The organism is Salmonella sp. SAL04157 (genome assembly GCF_046551635.1).
Taxonomy (GTDB): Bacteria; Pseudomonadota; Gammaproteobacteria; order Enterobacterales; family Enterobacteriaceae; genus Salmonella; species Salmonella enterica.
The window spans coordinates 23,695-40,518 of record NZ_JBGDVS010000017.1 but is presented as its reverse complement, the minus strand read 5'-3'; the positions used below and the strand labels follow the sequence as shown (position 1 = coordinate 40,518).

Here is a 16,824-nt window from a genome sequence, read left to right as displayed (position 1 = left end):
TCCATTGTCATCAAACCGTCATAATCAAGACATATAACTGTCATCAATTTGTCCTATTTTGCTCATCGTAGCAACTCAAACAATGATTTACCGAAACCGTGCAGGAGACATTATGAAAGTTATGCGTACCACTGTCGCAACTGTTGTCGCCGCGACCTTATCGATGAGCGCGTTCTCTGCCTTTGCAGCAGCAAGCCTGACAGGTGCCGGTGCAACGTTTCCTGCGCCGGTGTATGCCAAATGGGCGGATACCTACCAGAAAGAAACCGGTAACAAAGTTAATTACCAGGGGATAGGCTCTTCCGGCGGCGTGAAACAAATCACCGCGAATACCGTTGATTTTGGCGCTTCCGATGCGCCGCTGTCTGACGAAAAACTGAATCAGGAAGGCCTGTTCCAGTTTCCGACTGTGATCGGCGGCGTGGTGCTGGCGGTGAATATTCCAGGCCTCAAATCCGGCGAACTGGTGCTGGATGGTAAAACGCTGGGTGACATCTACCTCGGTAAAATCAAAAAGTGGGATGATGAAGCCATCACCAAACTGAACCCAGGCGTGAAGCTGCCTTCTCAGAACATCGCTGTGGTGCGTCGCGCTGACGGTTCCGGTACCTCCTTCGTGTTCACCAGTTACCTGGCGAAAGTCAACGACGAGTGGAAATCGAAAGTGGGCGCGGGTTCTACCGTGAACTGGCCAACCGGCCTGGGCGGTAAAGGTAACGACGGCATCGCGGCATTTGTACAGCGTCTGCCAGGCGCTATTGGCTACGTTGAGTATGCGTATGCCAAGCAGAACAACCTGGCCTACACCAAACTGGTTTCTGCCGACGGCAAACCGGTAAGCCCGACGGAAGAGAGCTTCTCTAATGCGGCGAAAGGCGCTGACTGGAGCAAAACCTTCGCGCAGGATCTGACCAACCAGAAAGGTGACGATGTGTGGCCAATCACCTCCACCACCTTTATCCTGGTCCACAAAGCGCAGAAGAAACCTGAGCAGGGTGCTGAAGTGCTGAAGTTCTTCGACTGGGCCTACAAAAATGGCGCTAAACAGGCGAATGATCTGGACTACGCCAGCCTGCCGGATAACGTCGTTGAGCAGGTTCGTACCGCCTGGAAGACCAGTATAAAAGACAGCAACGGTAAGGCGCTGTATTAATTAACGAATTGGCGGATGGCGCTACGCTTATCCGCCCTACGGTTTCGACCGCAGGCCCACGTTGTAGGCCGGATAAGCGTAGCGCCATCCGGCAGGGGCAACGTCGTAAAATGCGTTTAATGGAAAGAGTAATTTATGGCTGCAACCAAGCCTGCTTTTAACCCGCCGGGTAAAAAAGGCGACATGATTTTCAGCGCGCTGGTAAAACTGGCTGCGCTGATTGTGCTATTGATGTTGGGCGGTATTATCGTCTCATTGATCATCTCCTCCTGGCCAAGTATCCAGAAATTTGGTTTCTCATTTCTTTGGACTAAGGAGTGGGACGCGCCAAACGATATCTACGGCGCGCTGGTGCCCATTTACGGCACGCTGGTGACCTCCTTTATCGCCCTGCTGATCGCCGTTCCGGTCAGTTTCGGCATTGCCCTGTTTTTAACCGAGCTGGCGCCAGGCTGGCTAAAACGTCCGCTCGGCATCGCCATTGAGCTGCTGGCGGCGATCCCCAGTATCGTGTACGGCATGTGGGGGCTGTTTATCTTCGCGCCGCTGTTTGCGACGTACTTCCAGGAGCCGGTCGGCAATATTCTTTCCAACATTCCGTTTGTCGGCGCGCTGTTCTCCGGCCCGGCGTTTGGTATCGGCATTCTGGCGGCGGGCGTCATCCTCGCCATCATGATCATCCCCTACATTGCGGCGGTTATGCGCGACGTCTTCGAGCAAACGCCGGTAATGATGAAAGAGTCCGCTTACGGTATCGGCTGCACTACCTGGGAAGTTATCTGGCGCATCGTGCTACCGTTCACCAAAAATGGCGTGATCGGCGGCATTATGCTGGGGCTGGGCCGTGCTCTGGGTGAAACGATGGCGGTCACTTTTATCATCGGCAACACCTACCAGCTCGACAGCGCGTCGCTGTATATGCCGGGCAACAGCATCACTTCCGCGCTGGCGAACGAATTCGCTGAGGCGGAATCGGGTCTGCACGTGGCAGCGTTGATGGAACTGGGGCTGATTCTGTTTGTGATCACCTTTATCGTCCTGGCGGCGTCTAAGTTCATGATTATGCGTCTGGCGAAGAACGAGGGAGCACGTTAATGGCTACGCTTGATATGCAGAACACCGCGCAGCTCGCGGAATCCCGTCGCAAGATGCAGGCGCGTCGCCGCATGAAGAACCGTATCGCACTAACGCTCTCAATGGCGACGATGGCATTTGGCCTGTTCTGGCTGATCTGGATTTTGATGTCCACCATCACGCGCGGCATTGATGGTATGTCGCTGGCGCTGTTTACCGAAATGACACCGCCGCCGAACACCGCGGGCGGCGGACTGGCGAACGCCCTGGCAGGGAGTGGATTATTGATTCTCTGGGCTACCGTATTGGGTACCCCGCTGGGGATTATGGCCGGGATCTATCTGGCGGAATATGGCCGTAAATCCTGGCTGGCGGAAATCATTCGTTTTATTAACGACATTCTGCTTTCCGCGCCGTCAATTGTTGTGGGGCTGTTTGTTTACACCATCGTGGTGGCGCAGATGCAGCACTTCTCCGGTTGGGCAGGGGTGATTGCGCTGGCGCTGTTGCAGGTACCGATCGTTATCCGTACCACTGAAAACATGCTCAAGCTGGTGCCGGATAGCCTGCGTGAAGCCGCTTATGCGCTGGGTACGCCGAAGTGGAAGATGATCTCCGCGATTACGCTGAAAGCCTCTATCTCCGGCATTATGACCGGTATTCTGCTGGCCATTGCCCGTATCGCCGGGGAAACGGCGCCATTGTTGTTTACCGCGCTCTCGAACCAGTTCTGGAGCACCGACATGATGCAGCCGATCGCCAACCTGCCGGTGACCATCTTTAAATTCGCGATGAGCCCGTTTGCCGAATGGCAACAATTAGCCTGGGCGGGCGTGCTGATTATTACCCTGTGCGTACTGCTGCTGAATATTCTGGCGCGCGTGATTTTCGCCAAGAAGAAACACGGTTAAGTTTAATACCTTGCCGGATGGCGGCGTAAACGCCTTATCCGGCCTACGGTTGACATATATGTAGGCCTGATAAGCGAAGCGCCATCAGGCATGATGAGGAAAAGAGTGAAATGAGTATGGTTGAAACTGCCCCGAGTAAGATTCAGGTTCGTGATTTGAACTTCTACTACGGCAAATTCCATGCCCTGAAGAACATTAATCTGGATATCGCGAAGAATCAGGTAACGGCATTTATCGGGCCATCCGGCTGCGGTAAATCAACGCTACTGCGTACCTTCAATAAAATGTATTCGCTTTATCCGGAGCAGCGCGCGGAAGGTGAAATTCTGCTGGATGGCGACAATATTCTCACCAACACCCAGGATATCGCGCTGCTGCGCGCAAAAGTGGGAATGGTATTCCAGAAGCCGACGCCGTTCCCGATGTCCATCTATGACAATATCGCCTTTGGCGTGCGTCTGTTTGAGAAGCTGTCTCGCGCCGATATGGACGAGCGCGTGCAGTGGGCGTTGACCAAAGCCGCATTATGGAACGAAACCAAAGATAAATTGCACCAGAGCGGGTACTCTCTCTCCGGTGGTCAGCAGCAGCGCCTGTGCATTGCGCGTGGTATCGCTATTCGCCCGGAAGTGTTGCTGCTGGATGAGCCATGTTCAGCTCTGGATCCGATCTCCACCGGGCGTATTGAAGAGCTGATCACCGAGCTGAAACAGGATTACACCGTGGTGATCGTGACCCACAACATGCAGCAGGCGGCACGTTGCTCCGATCATACGGCGTTTATGTACCTGGGCGAGTTGATTGAGTTCAGCAACACGGACGATCTGTTCACCAAGCCCGCGAAGAAACAAACAGAAGACTATATCACCGGTCGTTACGGTTAATTCAGGAGTGCGTAATGGACAGTCTGAACCTTAATAAACATATTTCCGGCCAGTTCAACGCAGAACTGGAAAGCATCCGCACTCAGGTAATGACCATGGGCGGCATGGTGGAGCAGCAGCTTTCTGACGCTATCACCGCCATGCACAACCAGGACAGCGAGCTGGCGAAGCGCGTGGTAGAAGGCGATCATCAGGTTAATATGATGGAAGTCGCCATCGATGAAGCCTGCGTGCGTATTATCGCCAAGCGCCAGCCGACGGCGAGTGACCTGCGTCTGGTAATGGCGATTATCAAAACCATCGCCGAACTGGAGCGCATTGGCGACGTGGCGGATAAAATCTGCCGTACCGCGCTGGAGAAATTCTCCCAGCAGCACCAGCCGCTGCTGGTCAGCCTGGAGTCGCTGGGTCGCCACACCGTGCAGATGCTACACGACGTGCTGGATGCGTTCGCGCGGATGGATCTCGACGAAGCGGTGCGTATCTACCGTGAAGACAAGAAAGTTGACCAGGAATATGAAGGCATCGTGCGTCAGCTGATGACCTACATGATGGAAGACTCGCGCACCATTCCCAGCGTGCTGACCGCGTTATTCTGCGCGCGCTCTATCGAGCGTATCGGTGACCGTTGCCAGAATATTTGCGAATACATCTTCTACTTCGTGAAGGGGCAGGATTTCCGTCACGTGGGCGGAGATGAGCTGGATAAGCTGCTGGCGGGGAAAGATCCGAAAGAGTAAATCTCATTCTTTTGCCCGGTGGCGCTGCGCTTACCGGGCCTACAGGTACAGATGCTGTAGGCCGGATAAGCGTCAGCGCCATCCGGCATTTCAGTTAACGCGTAATCTCCCACCCGCGCGCTTTCCACAATCCCGGCAACTGCGCCAAATCGGTAAACGTCGTCACGTTAGGGTGATCGATCGGCTTGTTATGCGGATCGGCGCAGAAATAAAACACTTCCATTCCCGCTGCAATTCCTGACTGCGCGCCTGCGCTGGAATCATCCACCAGAATACACTTCTCAACATTGACCTTCATGGCGTTCGCCGCATGGAGCATCAGCGCCGGATCGGGCTTCCAGCGTTGAATATCGTAACCGCTAAACAGCAAATCGGGAAAATGATGCAACATGCCCAGTTTACCCAGCGAATGCTGCATCTTACTGACCGGCCCGTTGGATACCACGCACATCGGCGTCTTAATGCTCTCCAGCAGGGTATTTGCGCCCGCGATCGCTTCCAGTTCGGTATCGAACAGGCGCGCAACCTCGGCGCGGTACACCGGCTCCAGCTCCGCCTTTGCCAGCGCAACGCCATGCTCTTTACTGATGGTATCGATAATTTCGTAGAGCTTTACGCCTTTAAAGCGTCTGAATACTTCCGTGAGCTTAAGCGTAATGCCGAACTGCCGGAACATAGTGACATAGGCGCGCGAGCAAATCACTTCACTGTCGACCAGCGTGCCGTCACAGTCAAAAAACACCGCTTCGATTTGGGACATGTCATTTCCATTTTAACAAGTTTAACGTTTACGTAATGCTGAATGAGGGGACGCAATCGTTGCCGTACTAACAAATTGAGTGAAAAAAATTACCACACAACTGCGCCAGGTGTCGCATTTTGGTATAGGATAACGGCGAATTTTCCCTCCTTTCTCCGGAAATTGATAATGAGTCAACAACACACCACCCAGGCTTCTGGTCAGGGTATGCTGGAACGCGTGTTTAAACTGCGCGAACATGGCACGACGGCACGAACCGAAGTGATCGCCGGTTTTACCACTTTCCTGACGATGGTTTATATCGTTTTTGTTAACCCGCAAATTCTGGGCGTAGCTGGCATGGACACCAGCGCCGTCTTTGTGACCACCTGTCTGATTGCGGCCTTTGGCAGTATTCTGATGGGCCTGTTTGCTAACCTGCCGGTGGCGCTGGCGCCCGCGATGGGGCTGAATGCGTTCTTTGCCTTCGTGGTTGTTCAGGCAATGGGACTGCCGTGGCAGGTAGGCATGGGCGCCATTTTCTGGGGCGCTGTTGGTCTTTTATTGCTGACTATCTTCCGCGTGCGTTACTGGATGATCGCCAACATTCCGGTCAGCCTGCGCGTGGGCATCACCAGCGGCATCGGCCTGTTTATCGGCATGATGGGGCTAAAAAACGCCGGCGTGATTGTCGCCAATCCAGAAACGCTGGTCAGCATCGGCAACCTGACCTCGCACAGCGTGCTGCTGGGGGTTCTCGGATTCTTTATTATTGCGATTCTCGCTTCGCGCAACATTCATGCGGCGGTGCTGGTGTCCATCATCGTCACGACGCTGCTTGGCTGGATGATGGGCGATGTGCACTACAACGGCATTGTCTCCGCGCCGCCAAGCGTCACCAGCGTGGTCGGGCATGTCGATTTGGCAGGCTCGTTCAATCTTGGCCTGGCGGGGGTTATTTTCTCCTTCATGTTGGTAAACTTGTTTGACTCCTCCGGTACGCTGATTGGCGTGACCGATAAAGCCGGCTTGGCGGATGCGAAAGGCAAATTCCCGCGCATGAAGCAGGCGCTGTTTGTTGATAGTATCTCTTCCGTCACTGGCGCATTTGTCGGAACGTCTTCTGTGACTGCTTATATTGAATCCTCTTCCGGCGTTTCGGTGGGCGGTCGCACCGGTTTGACGGCGGTGGTGGTCGGTATTTTGTTCCTGCTGGTTATCTTCCTGTCGCCGCTGGCGGGCATGGTGCCGCCTTACGCGGCGGCGGGCGCGCTGATTTACGTCGGCGTGCTGATGACCTCCAGCCTGGCGCGGGTAAACTGGCAGGATTTAACCGAATCGGTCCCGGCGTTTATTACGGCGGTAATGATGCCGTTTAGCTTCTCGATCACCGAAGGTATCGCGCTGGGCTTTATCTCTTACTGCGTGATGAAGATTGGTACCGGTCGCCTGCGCGACCTTAGCCCGTGCGTAGTGATTGTCGCGCTGTTATTCGTGCTGAAGATTGTGTTTATTGACGCACACTGATGAAATGAACCCTCGCCCCATCGGGGTGAGGGTTTTTAACGAGCTTACGCTTTAACGCGCTGAATAAACTCACCAAATGCGGTCAGCTGACCGGTCAAATGATCTAACGTTCCCTGATCCACCACTTCTCCAGTCTGCGGGTCGACTTTATTCTGAATCACGCCGCCCATAAACTCCGGTTTATTCATCACCATCGCATCAAGGAACACCAGAATCTGGCGCAGATGATACTGGCAGCGCGCGCCGCCAATCGCCCCCATTGAACTGGTCTGGATAAGAACGGGCTTACCCGCCAGCGGCTGCTCAGGCAGACGGGATAGCCAGTCGATGGCATTCTTCAGGCCGCCGGGAACGGAATAGTTATATTCCGGCGTCACAATGACGACGCCGTCAGCGTTGCGAATCTGCTCCGCCAGCGCCTCTACGCTGGCTGGAAATCCCTCTTCCTGCTGGATATCGGCGTCATACAACGGAATATCCCCGATCGAAGGCAGCGGCGATACCGTCATTCCTGCCGGCGCGACTTTAGGCAGCGTACGCGCCACCATCCCGTTAAAGGAACCTTTGCGTAAACTTCCCAGCAATGTAACCACATTCAGCGTTTCAGACATACGTGCCCCCTTTTTTCATTATGAACGATTAAGCGTATACGATTTGGCGGCGGGGAGTTGGGCGAATCGCATCAGACGCCCGGTTGGTTCATTGGCGCGCGTCTGGATATCGGGCAGGCTTTTCCAGCCCAGTTTGCCATCGAACTCCCACACTTTTAATTTTTCTATCGCTGGCGTAACGGTTACGGACCATACCAGCACATCCTCCGCATCGCACACGGCTTCAAGCTGCGTGACATGCGCGCACTTCAGGCGTCCGGCAACGGGTAAAAGTTGCAGCTCCCGCGGATCGTCATTCATGACATCGCCGGTGAGTTTTAACACGCTCTGGCGCAATGTGATGAGTTGCGCTCGCGCTTCGTTGGGATCGTTTTGATTGGATACCCATAAGTTTTCATTACGGGAGAAAGGGTGGCGTTCGAGCGAATGCGGATGGTGAAAGCCGCGGGAGGTGCGCTGTAATTCCATATCCAGCCCGCACTCTCCTTCGGTGGTCAACGCCACGCCAACCATATTTCCGGCGTAGGAGATAGAAAAACCTGGCAGATTTTTGTCACGAAACGCGGGTTTACCTTTCGCCTGAATAATGATTTCCGGCAGCTCGCTAATTCCGTACAGCATAAACATCAGTTCGGCAAGAAGGCCTCTGGAGGCGAGAAAACGCGTTCGTCGGTGAGCAGGCAGGTTTCTGGCTTCAATATGGCAAGACGAAGAGAGACGAATTGAAACCAACTGTCCCTCCGTAAGTATCCCTCTGGCAAAGTGAGTCGCCATTTTTCGCTCCGTGATTAATGGGCCGTGATAATGACGAGAGTAACATTAACGTAAATTATGGACAGGTTTTACGCGCTAAAAATTCAATTTCAGAACGTTCTTTAATCAGACGGTGACATTTCTGGTAAGAGGAAGGTTAATTTATCAACGCAGGTGGTCAGATAAGGCGACGGCAGAGCGTGTTGATAGCCTGTCGTAGCCACACAATCTTGGGATTATGACTATTACGTTTGTGCCATAATAGGGTAAACGGCACCATCAGCTTTTCCCGCTGTTGCGCATCAAAAGGCAGGGGGCGCGCCACTAACGGTAGCTGGTGGAGCTGATTGTAGTGCTGGCAATAGCGCGGCGCGGTTGCTATCAGGGTGTGATCCGGCTGGGCGGCCATAAAGAGCGACTGCTCGAACCCCGGCAGGCTCAACGCGATATGGCGTTTGCGTCCCATTTCTTGCAGGACATCATCCAGCGCCCAGGTATCGCTTTGCTCCCAGCAAATACTGATATGCGGGTAGCGCAGAAATGTGTCCAGATCCCACGCTTCGCGCAGCGCCGGATGATCTTCCCGCAGCCAGACCCACGGCAAATCGCTAAACAACACCTCAAAATCAATCGCGAGCGGCAACAGACTGAGCAATTCTCGCGAGCGGGGATGGCTTTCGCGTCCGGTAAATCCGATATCGACTTCCCCACGCGTAATCGCCTCCAGCGAGTCATAATCCCAGTTGCGAACCTTAATGGTAGCCTGCGGATAGCGCTGATAAATCTGCTGCGACAGTGAATTAAACATAATCATCATCAGCGGCGACTCTGCCGCCAACTCAAATTTTAAACCGCGCGGCGTTTGATGATGCGGCTTATCAAGCAGTTGGTTCCCCATCTGCATCCAGTCCGCCAGACTTTGCTCCATACTGACCATCAGCGGCGTCGGCGCCAGGCCCAGCGGCGTATTGACGAACAGCGGATCGTCAAACCATGCCCGGAGTTTCGCCAGCGATTTGCTGACCGCAGAGGGCGTTACGTTCATCCGTTTTGCAGCTTTAGTGACGCTGCGCTCCTGCATGAGTAACTGTAGGCATAACAGCAGATTAAGATCGAGATTGGTAAGGGATTTCTTCATGCTCGGCTACGGACCTGTTGGGCGTGACGGAGAAGATCAGCAGAATACTCACTATGCTACAACCAATCAGAATCCCGATCAGCATATTCATCGCGCTGATACCGAGTATTGCCGCCAGCCAAATCCACAGTGATGAACCGCAAACCTGCGCGATACCCAGCGTGGAACTGGCCACTCCGGCGCGCAGCGAAAACGGCCCCAGCGCCTGGCTCATCGCGACGCCAAAACCAACCGAGAATCCGGCGCAGATAAGCGTCAGGCCAAAGAGCGTGACGGTATTGGTATGAGCAAGGCTTAACGTCACGCCAGCCGTCAAAAACAGCCCCTGTGAGACGAGCATTAAGGTTCGCGGCTTAAATAACCCAAGCGCAAAAGGGGTAGAAAAAGAGACGACCATGCTGACGCCTGCGGTGAGCGCCATGGTAATGGCATAGTCGCCACGGCTAAATCCCATCACCTCCATCAGCAGCACTGGAGAGGCATTGACGAAGGTCAGGATCACCGACACGCTAAGGGTGGTGATCGCCAGTCGACTGACGAAAAAACGGTTAACCAGCGACTCGGCGGCGGGCGACGATCGTGATAAATCGCGTGGAGCCAGCCTTGCCGGGCGCGTCTCGCGCAGGATAAACAGTGATAACAGGCCCACAATAATGCCCATCGCGGACATCGTATAGAACAGACTTTGCCAGGGGAAACGAAGCATAATCAAATGCCCCATCACCGGGGCGAGTACCGGCACAATACAGGTAATCCCATTCAATAATGACAGCACTTTAGCCCGGCGATGCTCGTCGAGCGTGTCGCGCAGAATGGCGAACGCCACCACATAGCAGCCGCCTGCTCCTACTCCCTGAAGAAAACGCCCACTCAAAAATAGTGAGCCTTCCGACGCCCGTGAACAAAGCAGTGAGGCTATCATAAAGACGAGCGCGCCGACGATCGCGACCGGCTTGCGGCCTGACTGATCGGCTATCTTCCCGGCAAACAGCATGGCCGTCGCCATTCCGGCCAGGTAAACGGAGAAGGCGATATGCAACTGCGCCTCGCTGGCGTTCAGATCGGCGGCTATACGCGGTAAACCGACCAGATACATATCAATACCGGCAGGATAGAGTAAAACCAGGGCAAAACTACACAGTAGAAAACGTTTCATAGCGGCCTCACGAAAAGTGTGGCGCTAAGAATACGGGGCGACGTTGCGCGAGACGAGTTGCCATTTGGACAACAGTGATTTCCGCATGGGAAATCATTGCTGCCGGATGGCAGCATAAACGCCTTATCCGGCTTACGGGGTTTGTAGGCCCGGTAAGCATCGCGCCACCGGGCAACACAACGTTATTTGCCGATACAGAAGCTGGAGAAAATCCGTCCCAGCAGGTCGTCGGAGGTAAACTCGCCGGTAATCTCGCTTAAGCTTTGCTGCGCCAGGCGCAATTCTTCCGCCAGCAATTCCCCCGCCCATGCGCCTAATAGCTGTGCTTTGCCCTGCTCAAGGTGTTCAGCGGCTTCCGCCAGCGCCTGTAGGTGACGGCGACGGGCCAGGAAGCCGCCTTCCATATTGGTCTCAAACCCCATGCTTTGCTTGAGGTGGTTACGCAACACGTCGACACCTTCGCCGGTACGCGCCGAGAGGCGAACCAGTGAGTGACCATTTACTTCACTAATACCCAGCGTTTCGCCGGTGATATCCGCCTTGTTACGTACCACGGTAATCGGTAGATTTTTGGGCAGACGGGCGATAAAGTCCGGCCAGATGTCGGCAGGGTCAACGGCGTCCGTCGTGGTGCCATCCACCATAAACAGCACGCGATCGGCCTGTTCAATCTCCTGCCAGGCGCGTTCGATGCCGATACGCTCAACTTCGTCGCTGGCGTCGCGCAGTCCGGCGGTATCGATGATATGCAGCGGCATCCCGTCGATGTGGATATGCTCGCGCAACACGTCACGCGTGGTACCGGCGATATCGGTGACAATGGCTGCTTCACGGCCTGCCAGCGCATTCAGCAGGCTGGATTTCCCGGCATTCGGGCGTCCGGCAATCACTACCTTCATCCCTTCGCGCAGCAGGCTACCCTGGCGCGCTTCGGTGCGCACGGCGTCAAGATCGGCGATGACGCCATTGAGCTGCGCTTCGATTTTGCCGTCAGAGAGAAAGTCGATCTCCTCATCCGGAAAATCAATAGCCGCTTCGACGTAGATTCGCAGGTGAGTAAGTGCTTCCACAAGGTGGTTAACGCGGGCGGAAAATGCCCCCTGTAACGAGTTTAGCGCCGAACGCGCCGCCTGTTCGGAACTGGCATCGATCAGGTCGGCAATGGCTTCCGCCTGGGCTAAATCGAGCTTATCGTTGAGGAACGCTCGCTCGGAGAACTCGCCCGGTCGGGCAATGCGCACGCCTGGAAGCGTCAGGATACGTTTTAACAGCAGGTCCAGGATCACCGGACCGCCGTGCCCTTGTAGCTCCAGCACATCTTCACCGGTGAAGGAGTTCGGGCCGGGGAACCACAGCACAATACCCTGATCCAGCGCGCTGCCGTCAACGTCTTTAAACGGCAGGTAGTCGGCATAGCGCGGCTTCGGCAGCTTGCCCAGCACCTCTTGCGCAACGTCGCGCGCCTTCAGACCAGAGATACGCAGGATACCCACGCCACCGCGTCCCGGTGGGGTTGCCTGGGCGACGATAGTGTCGTTATGGCTCATGGTTAGTCTCAACTTTGTTGCAATAAAAAAAGGCGGTCATATGACCGCCTTTTGATTGTAGGCCTGATAAGCGTTAGCGCCATCAGGCTGACCGGCGCGCCTTGCCGGATGGCGGCTTCGCCTTATCCGGCCTACACCGAATCAGGATTTTTTCTTCTCGCGGCTATGCAGGCCACGCTTCTCCAGACCACGGTAAATCAGCTGCTGCTGAATGATGGTGACCAGGTTGCTGACGATATAGTACAGCACCAGACCTGACGGGAACCACAGGAAGAACACCGTAAAGATGACCGGCATAAAGGTCATGATCTTCTGCTGCATCGGGTCGGTCACGGTGGTCGGCGACATCTTCTGAATGAAGAACATCGTTACGCCCATCAGGATCGGCAGAATGTAGTACGGGTCCTGTGCGGACAGGTCATGAATCCACAGCGCGAACGGCGCATGACGCAGTTCAATGGAACCCATCAGCATGTAGTACAACGCCAGGAAGATAGGCATCTGGATGATCAGCGGGAAGCAGCCGCCCAGTGGGTTAACCTTCTCCGCTTTGTACAGGGCCATCATCTCCTGGCTTTGGCGCTGTTTATCATCGCCAAGACGTTCGCGCATCGCCTGAATTTTCGGCTGCAGCATACGCATCTTCGCCATTGATGTGTACTGCGCTTTGGTCAGCGGGTACATGATACCGCGAACGATAAAGGTAATGATGATAATGGAGAAGCCCCAGTTGCCCACAAAGCTGTGGATCCACTTCAGCAACTTGAACAGTGGCTGAGAGATGAACCACAACCAGCCGTAGTCCACGGTCAAATCCAGGTGCGGTGCAACAGCCGCCATTTTATCCTGAATTTCCGGGCCGACCCACAGGGTGCTGGTCATCGCGCCAGTCTGGCCTGGCTGTATCAGTACCGGCTGCGCTTTATAGCCGATAGCGACAATGCCGTTACCCAGATTGGCGGTGTAGAAATTGTTGGTGCCGTCGTTACGCGGAATCCATGCGGTGGCGAAATACTGCTGCAACATTGCCACCCAACCGCCTTTGGAGCTGACGTTGAGGTTTTCGTTATCGGCAATGGTGTCGAATTTGTATTTCTCATACTTCTCATCCGGCGTGGAGTACGCTGCGCCGCGGAACGTATGCAGCGCAAAGTTGCTGCTGCCGGTGTCGCGATGAGGAGGCAGGTTGACGGATTGTTTTAACTGACCAAAGGTGGAGACTTCCAGCGGTTTTTCGCCGGTGTTCTGCACGCTATAGTTCACGTTAACCGCATAATCGCCACGCTTAAAGACAAACGTTTTGGTAAACGTGTTGCCTGCGGCGTCAGTATAAGTCATCGGAACCTGCAGTTCGTTCTGACCGTCGGCCAGTACAAACGCCTCTTTCTCGACGTTGTACAGCGGACGCGGGCCGTTCGCCGGGTTATCCGGGCCGTCGCGGCCTGTCAGGCCGCTTTGCGCCTGATAGATAAACTGCGGGGTGGTTTCCAGCAGCTGGAACGGTTCGTTGGAACCCAGTTCTTTCGGGTAAGCCGGGAGCAAGGCCTGCTCGACATCACCACCACGGGTGTTGATAGTCAAATCAAGCACATCGGTTTTCACCGTAATCATTTTCCCCTGGCCACTGGCTGGTACGCCCTGGTCGGCGGCGCTACCCGCTGCGGTGGTCGTTGTCTGCGTGGTCTGTTGAGTCTGAGGTTGCGGATTTTTATCCTGCTCCCAGGCTTGCCAGATCATGAAAGACACGAACAGCAAAGCGATGACTAAAAGATTGCGTTGCGAATCCATCGTTAGTGTTCTCTGGTATCAAATGGTCCGGGCGGGACGGGATCGTCACCACCAGGGTGTAAAGGGTGGCATTTTAATACGCGTTTCACCGTCAACCAACTGCCTTTTATCACTCCAAACCTGCGCAATGCCTCAATTCCGTAGCTTGAGCACGTTGGCGTGAAACGACAATGCGGCCCAAGCAGCGGACTGATCAGGCGTTGATAGACCCGAATAAGGGCTATCAGGACCCGCGAGCCAGGCGACAGTGGCGGCGCCATAATTTTTCCAACGCTTCCGAGAGAGCACGGTTATCGAGGTCGGCAACCCCTTTTTTCGCCACCACCACGAAATCCATTGCAGGAAGTTCATGCTGGCGCAGACGGAAGCTTTCACGCGTCAGACGTTTAATCCGGTTGCGTTCATGCGCACGTCGAACATTTTTCTTGGCGACGGTAAGACCGATACGGGGATGCCCCAGCGAATTCAGGCGGCCGAGGATGGTGATTTGCGGCGTGCCAGCCCGTTGAGGTTGCTGGAAGACGAATGTGAAATGAGCGGGAGTTAACAAACGTAACTCCCTGGGAAATGCGAGCTTAACCACTCAGGGGTTAGCTTTATTACTTGGAAACGGTCAGACGAGCGCGGCCTTTAGCACGACGACGTGCCAGAACCTGACGACCATTTTTAGTAGCCATACGAGCACGGAAGCCGTGAGAACGGTTGCGCTTCAGTACAGACGGTTGAAAAGTGCGTTTCATGGCGATTTCTACCTAAACTTGAATAAATTCACTGACTTTTGCGTATACCCGAACAAACTTTGAACGACTTACGCCACAGTGTGGGTGATTAAAGAGGCCGGATTGTAATAATTGTACACTCCGGAGTCAATTCTCTTTCCTTATTTTCCCGCGATTTTCCACGCCTTTTTGTGCGGAAAATAAGCAGCGTTGACGCCATATGACGGGCATTGCGCGACGGGTGGAGAATTATACGGACTGCCAGGTAAAGCGCAAGGATCGCCCTGGATCTTTATGCGATCTTTTAGGCGTCTGCTCACTTTTACCTATTAATTTTTTCAATATGCGCGCGAAAGCGTACAGGAGTTCCCCAGGATCGATTACACTTATCTTTTCCTGGAAAGTCCTGTGGATAAATCGGGAAGAATCTGTGAGAAACAGAAGATCTCTTGCTCAGTTTAGGCTATGATCCGCGGTCCTGATCGTTTCAAACGATCCTGGTCAGGCATGAACACGAAATCTTTCAGACTGCGTGAAGTCGCGATCGTTTGAAAGATCCGTGAAAACCGCAGACAGCGGTTCGTGCGTCACCCTTCATGCAGGGTCTTATCGACGTGCGCCAACAATCATTAATGTATCAGCCTTTGTCATTTATCGACTTTTGTTCGAGTGGAGTCCGCCGTGTCACTTTCGCTTTGGCAGCAGTGTCTTGCCCGATTGCAGGATGAGTTACCAGCCACAGAATTCAGTATGTGGATACGCCCGTTGCAGGCGGAACTGAGCGATAACACGCTGGCTTTGTATGCGCCAAACCGTTTTGTGCTCGATTGGGTAAGAGATAAGTACCTCAACAATATCAATGGGTTACTCAACACATTCTGCGGCGCGGATGCCCCACAACTGCGTTTTGAAGTGGGAACAAAGCCCGTTACGCAAACGCTAAAAACGCCTGTGCATAACGTTGTCGCGCCTGCGCAGACAACGACGGCGCAGCCGCAGCGCGTAGCGCCTGCGGCCCGTTCGGGCTGGGATAACGTACCAGCGCCGGCGGAGCCGACCTACCGCTCCAACGTCAATGTTAAACATACATTTGATAACTTCGTCGAAGGTAAATCCAACCAACTGGCGCGCGCGGCGGCACGTCAGGTGGCGGATAATCCTGGCGGCGCCTATAACCCGTTATTCCTCTATGGCGGCACCGGTCTGGGTAAAACTCACCTGCTGCACGCGGTGGGTAACGGCATTATGGCGCGCAAACCCAACGCGAAAGTCGTGTATATGCACTCCGAGCGCTTTGTGCAGGACATGGTAAAAGCCCTGCAAAATAACGCCATCGAAGAGTTTAAACGCTACTACCGCTCCGTTGACGCATTGCTGATCGACGATATTCAATTCTTCGCCAATAAAGAACGATCCCAGGAAGAGTTTTTCCATACCTTTAACGCTCTGCTGGAAGGCAATCAGCAGATCATTTTGACGTCGGATCGCTATCCGAAAGAGATCAACGGCGTTGAGGATCGTCTCAAGTCCCGCTTTGGTTGGGGGCTAACAGTGGCGATCGAACCGCCAGAACTGGAAACCCGCGTGGCGATCCTGATGAAAAAAGCGGACGAAAATGATATTCGTCTGCCAGGCGAGGTCGCGTTCTTTATCGCCAAGCGTCTACGCTCTAACGTGCGTGAGCTGGAAGGCGCGCTGAACCGGGTGATCGCCAATGCCAACTTTACCGGCCGGGCGATTACTATCGACTTTGTGCGCGAAGCGCTGCGCGATTTACTGGCGTTGCAGGAAAAACTGGTCACCATCGACAATATTCAGAAGACGGTGGCGGAGTATTACAAAATCAAAATTGCGGATCTGCTTTCTAAGCGTCGATCTCGCTCGGTAGCACGTCCGCGCCAGATGGCTATGGCGCTGGCAAAAGAGCTCACCAACCACAGTCTGCCGGAAATCGGCGATGCGTTTGGCGGGCGCGACCACACTACCGTACTTCATGCCTGTCGTAAAATTGAGCAACTGCGTGAAGAAAGCCACGATATCAAAGAAGATTTTTCGAATTTAATCAGAACACTATCGTCGTGATC

At 54.3% G+C, this 16,824-nt stretch carries 17 protein-coding genes; 7 read left to right on the top strand and 10 right to left on the bottom strand.

Features of this window, described 5'->3' with window-relative positions:
• Positions 1-112 precede the first annotated feature (112 nt).
• The 5 genes from pstS to phoU all read left to right on the top strand — a co-directional run bounded on the left by pstS (position 113) and on the right by phoU (position 4,762).
• Entirely contained in the window at positions 113-1,153 is a 1,041-nt protein-coding gene (gene pstS / locus ACLJRE_RS22675) for a phosphate ABC transporter substrate-binding protein PstS (RefSeq protein WP_000867131.1), read from the top strand.
• Positions 1,154-1,288: 135 nt separating this feature from the next.
• Entirely contained in the window at positions 1,289-2,248 is a 960-nt protein-coding gene (gene pstC, locus ACLJRE_RS22670; protein WP_000741630.1) for a phosphate ABC transporter permease PstC, read from the top strand.
• On the top strand, positions 2,248-3,138 hold the full coding sequence (pstA, locus tag ACLJRE_RS22665) for a phosphate ABC transporter permease PstA (RefSeq protein WP_000212196.1): 891 nt from the start codon (positions 2,248-2,250) through the stop codon (positions 3,136-3,138). Before pstC ends, pstA begins: the two co-directional genes overlap by 1 nt.
• 110 nt (positions 3,139-3,248) lie before the next feature.
• Complete coding sequence (gene pstB / locus ACLJRE_RS22660; RefSeq protein ID WP_000063118.1) at positions 3,249-4,022, top strand: phosphate ABC transporter ATP-binding protein PstB; 774 nt, start codon at positions 3,249-3,251, stop codon at positions 4,020-4,022.
• Positions 4,023-4,036: 14 nt separating this feature from the next.
• The gene (gene phoU / locus ACLJRE_RS22655; RefSeq protein WP_000377800.1) at positions 4,037-4,762 is read left to right on the top strand and encodes a phosphate signaling complex protein PhoU; all 726 of its coding nucleotides are present in this window, start codon (positions 4,037-4,039) and stop codon (positions 4,760-4,762) included.
• 94 nt (positions 4,763-4,856) lie between these two features.
• On the opposite strand, the gene yieH is transcribed toward phoU, so the two are convergent.
• Positions 4,857-5,522 (bottom strand): 6-phosphogluconate phosphatase, encoded by a 666-nt coding sequence (gene yieH, locus ACLJRE_RS22650; protein ID WP_001528219.1) that lies wholly within the window; start codon positions 5,520-5,522, stop codon positions 4,857-4,859.
• 168 nt (positions 5,523-5,690) lie between these two features.
• On the opposite strand from yieH, the gene adeP reads away from it, so the two are divergent.
• Positions 5,691-7,028 (top strand): adenine permease AdeP, encoded by a 1,338-nt coding sequence (gene adeP, locus ACLJRE_RS22645; protein WP_001521829.1) that lies wholly within the window; start codon positions 5,691-5,693, stop codon positions 7,026-7,028.
• 44 nt (positions 7,029-7,072) lie between these two features.
• Here adeP and ACLJRE_RS22640 read toward each other — a convergent pair whose 3' ends face one another.
• The 9 genes from ACLJRE_RS22640 to rpmH form a co-directional block, all read right to left on the bottom strand.
• Positions 7,073-7,639 carry an NADPH-dependent FMN reductase gene (locus ACLJRE_RS22640; protein WP_000005228.1) on the bottom strand — a complete coding sequence of 189 codons (567 nt, stop codon included), beginning with the start codon at positions 7,637-7,639 and terminating at the stop codon, positions 7,073-7,075.
• A gap of 18 nt (positions 7,640-7,657) precedes the next feature.
• Entirely contained in the window at positions 7,658-8,413 is a 756-nt protein-coding gene (locus ACLJRE_RS22635; protein ID WP_000190681.1) for a 4'-phosphopantetheinyl transferase family protein, read from the bottom strand.
• 157 nt (positions 8,414-8,570) lie between these two features.
• Positions 8,571-9,530: an HTH-type transcriptional regulator YidZ gene (gene yidZ, locus ACLJRE_RS22630; RefSeq protein WP_000749365.1), complete on the bottom strand. Its 960-nt coding sequence runs from the start codon at positions 9,528-9,530 to the stop codon at positions 8,571-8,573.
• On the bottom strand, positions 9,499-10,686 hold the full coding sequence (locus ACLJRE_RS22625) for an MFS transporter (RefSeq protein WP_000819610.1): 1,188 nt from the start codon (positions 10,684-10,686) through the stop codon (positions 9,499-9,501). Before ACLJRE_RS22625 ends, yidZ begins: the two co-directional genes overlap by 32 nt.
• 182 nt (positions 10,687-10,868) lie before the next feature.
• Positions 10,869-12,233: a tRNA uridine-5-carboxymethylaminomethyl(34) synthesis GTPase MnmE gene (gene mnmE / locus ACLJRE_RS22620; protein WP_023212300.1), complete on the bottom strand. Its 1,365-nt coding sequence runs from the start codon at positions 12,231-12,233 to the stop codon at positions 10,869-10,871.
• Between the two features lie 141 nt (positions 12,234-12,374).
• A complete protein-coding gene (gene yidC, locus ACLJRE_RS22615) occupies positions 12,375-14,021 on the bottom strand; it encodes a membrane protein insertase YidC (RefSeq protein ID WP_023212299.1) in 1,647 nt (548 codons plus the stop codon).
• 2 nt (positions 14,022-14,023) lie between these two features.
• Positions 14,024-14,281, bottom strand: a complete 258-nt coding sequence (yidD, locus tag ACLJRE_RS22610) for a membrane protein insertion efficiency factor YidD (protein ID WP_001307474.1) — start codon at positions 14,279-14,281, stop codon at positions 14,024-14,026.
• The gene (gene rnpA / locus ACLJRE_RS22605; protein ID WP_000239725.1) at positions 14,245-14,604 is read right to left on the bottom strand and encodes a ribonuclease P protein component; all 360 of its coding nucleotides are present in this window, start codon (positions 14,602-14,604) and stop codon (positions 14,245-14,247) included. Before rnpA ends, yidD begins: the two co-directional genes overlap by 37 nt.
• A gap of 16 nt (positions 14,605-14,620) precedes the next feature.
• Positions 14,621-14,761 carry a 50S ribosomal protein L34 gene (gene rpmH / locus ACLJRE_RS22600; protein ID WP_000831330.1) on the bottom strand — a complete coding sequence of 47 codons (141 nt, stop codon included), beginning with the start codon at positions 14,759-14,761 and terminating at the stop codon, positions 14,621-14,623.
• 660 nt (positions 14,762-15,421) lie between these two features.
• On the opposite strand from rpmH, the gene dnaA reads away from it, so the two are divergent.
• On the top strand, positions 15,422-16,822 hold the full coding sequence (dnaA, locus tag ACLJRE_RS22595; RefSeq protein ID WP_000059093.1) for a chromosomal replication initiator protein DnaA: 1,401 nt from the start codon (positions 15,422-15,424) through the stop codon (positions 16,820-16,822).
• The last annotated feature ends 2 nt before the right edge of the window (positions 16,823-16,824 follow it).

Excerpts from the sequence above, each read along its gene's own strand:
- phoU (WP_000377800.1), top strand. The coding sequence starts at position 4,037 with ATGGACAGTCTGAACCTTAATAAACATATTTCCGGCCAGTTCAACGCA.
- pstS (WP_000867131.1), top strand. The coding sequence starts at position 113 with ATGAAAGTTATGCGTACCACTGTCGCAACTGTTGTCGCCGCGACCTTA.
- pstA (WP_000212196.1), top strand. The coding sequence starts at position 2,248 with ATGGCTACGCTTGATATGCAGAACACCGCGCAGCTCGCGGAATCCCGT.
- yidZ (WP_000749365.1), bottom strand. The coding sequence starts at position 9,530 with ATGAAGAAATCCCTTACCAATCTCGATCTTAATCTGCTGTTATGCCTA.
- yidC (WP_023212299.1), bottom strand. The coding sequence starts at position 14,021 with ATGGATTCGCAACGCAATCTTTTAGTCATCGCTTTGCTGTTCGTGTCT.
- pstC (WP_000741630.1), top strand. The coding sequence starts at position 1,289 with ATGGCTGCAACCAAGCCTGCTTTTAACCCGCCGGGTAAAAAAGGCGAC.
- ACLJRE_RS22635 (WP_000190681.1), bottom strand. The coding sequence starts at position 8,413 with ATGGCGACTCACTTTGCCAGAGGGATACTTACGGAGGGACAGTTGGTT.
- yieH (WP_001528219.1), bottom strand. The coding sequence starts at position 5,522 with ATGTCCCAAATCGAAGCGGTGTTTTTTGACTGTGACGGCACGCTGGTC.
- ACLJRE_RS22625 (WP_000819610.1), bottom strand. The coding sequence starts at position 10,686 with ATGAAACGTTTTCTACTGTGTAGTTTTGCCCTGGTTTTACTCTATCCT.
- ACLJRE_RS22640 (WP_000005228.1), bottom strand. The coding sequence starts at position 7,639 with ATGTCTGAAACGCTGAATGTGGTTACATTGCTGGGAAGTTTACGCAAA.
- mnmE (WP_023212300.1), bottom strand. The coding sequence starts at position 12,233 with ATGAGCCATAACGACACTATCGTCGCCCAGGCAACCCCACCGGGACGC.
- pstB (WP_000063118.1), top strand. The coding sequence starts at position 3,249 with ATGAGTATGGTTGAAACTGCCCCGAGTAAGATTCAGGTTCGTGATTTG.
- yidD (WP_001307474.1), bottom strand. The coding sequence starts at position 14,281 with ATGGCGCCGCCACTGTCGCCTGGCTCGCGGGTCCTGATAGCCCTTATT.
- adeP (WP_001521829.1), top strand. The coding sequence starts at position 5,691 with ATGAGTCAACAACACACCACCCAGGCTTCTGGTCAGGGTATGCTGGAA.
- rpmH (WP_000831330.1), bottom strand. The coding sequence starts at position 14,761 with ATGAAACGCACTTTTCAACCGTCTGTACTGAAGCGCAACCGTTCTCAC.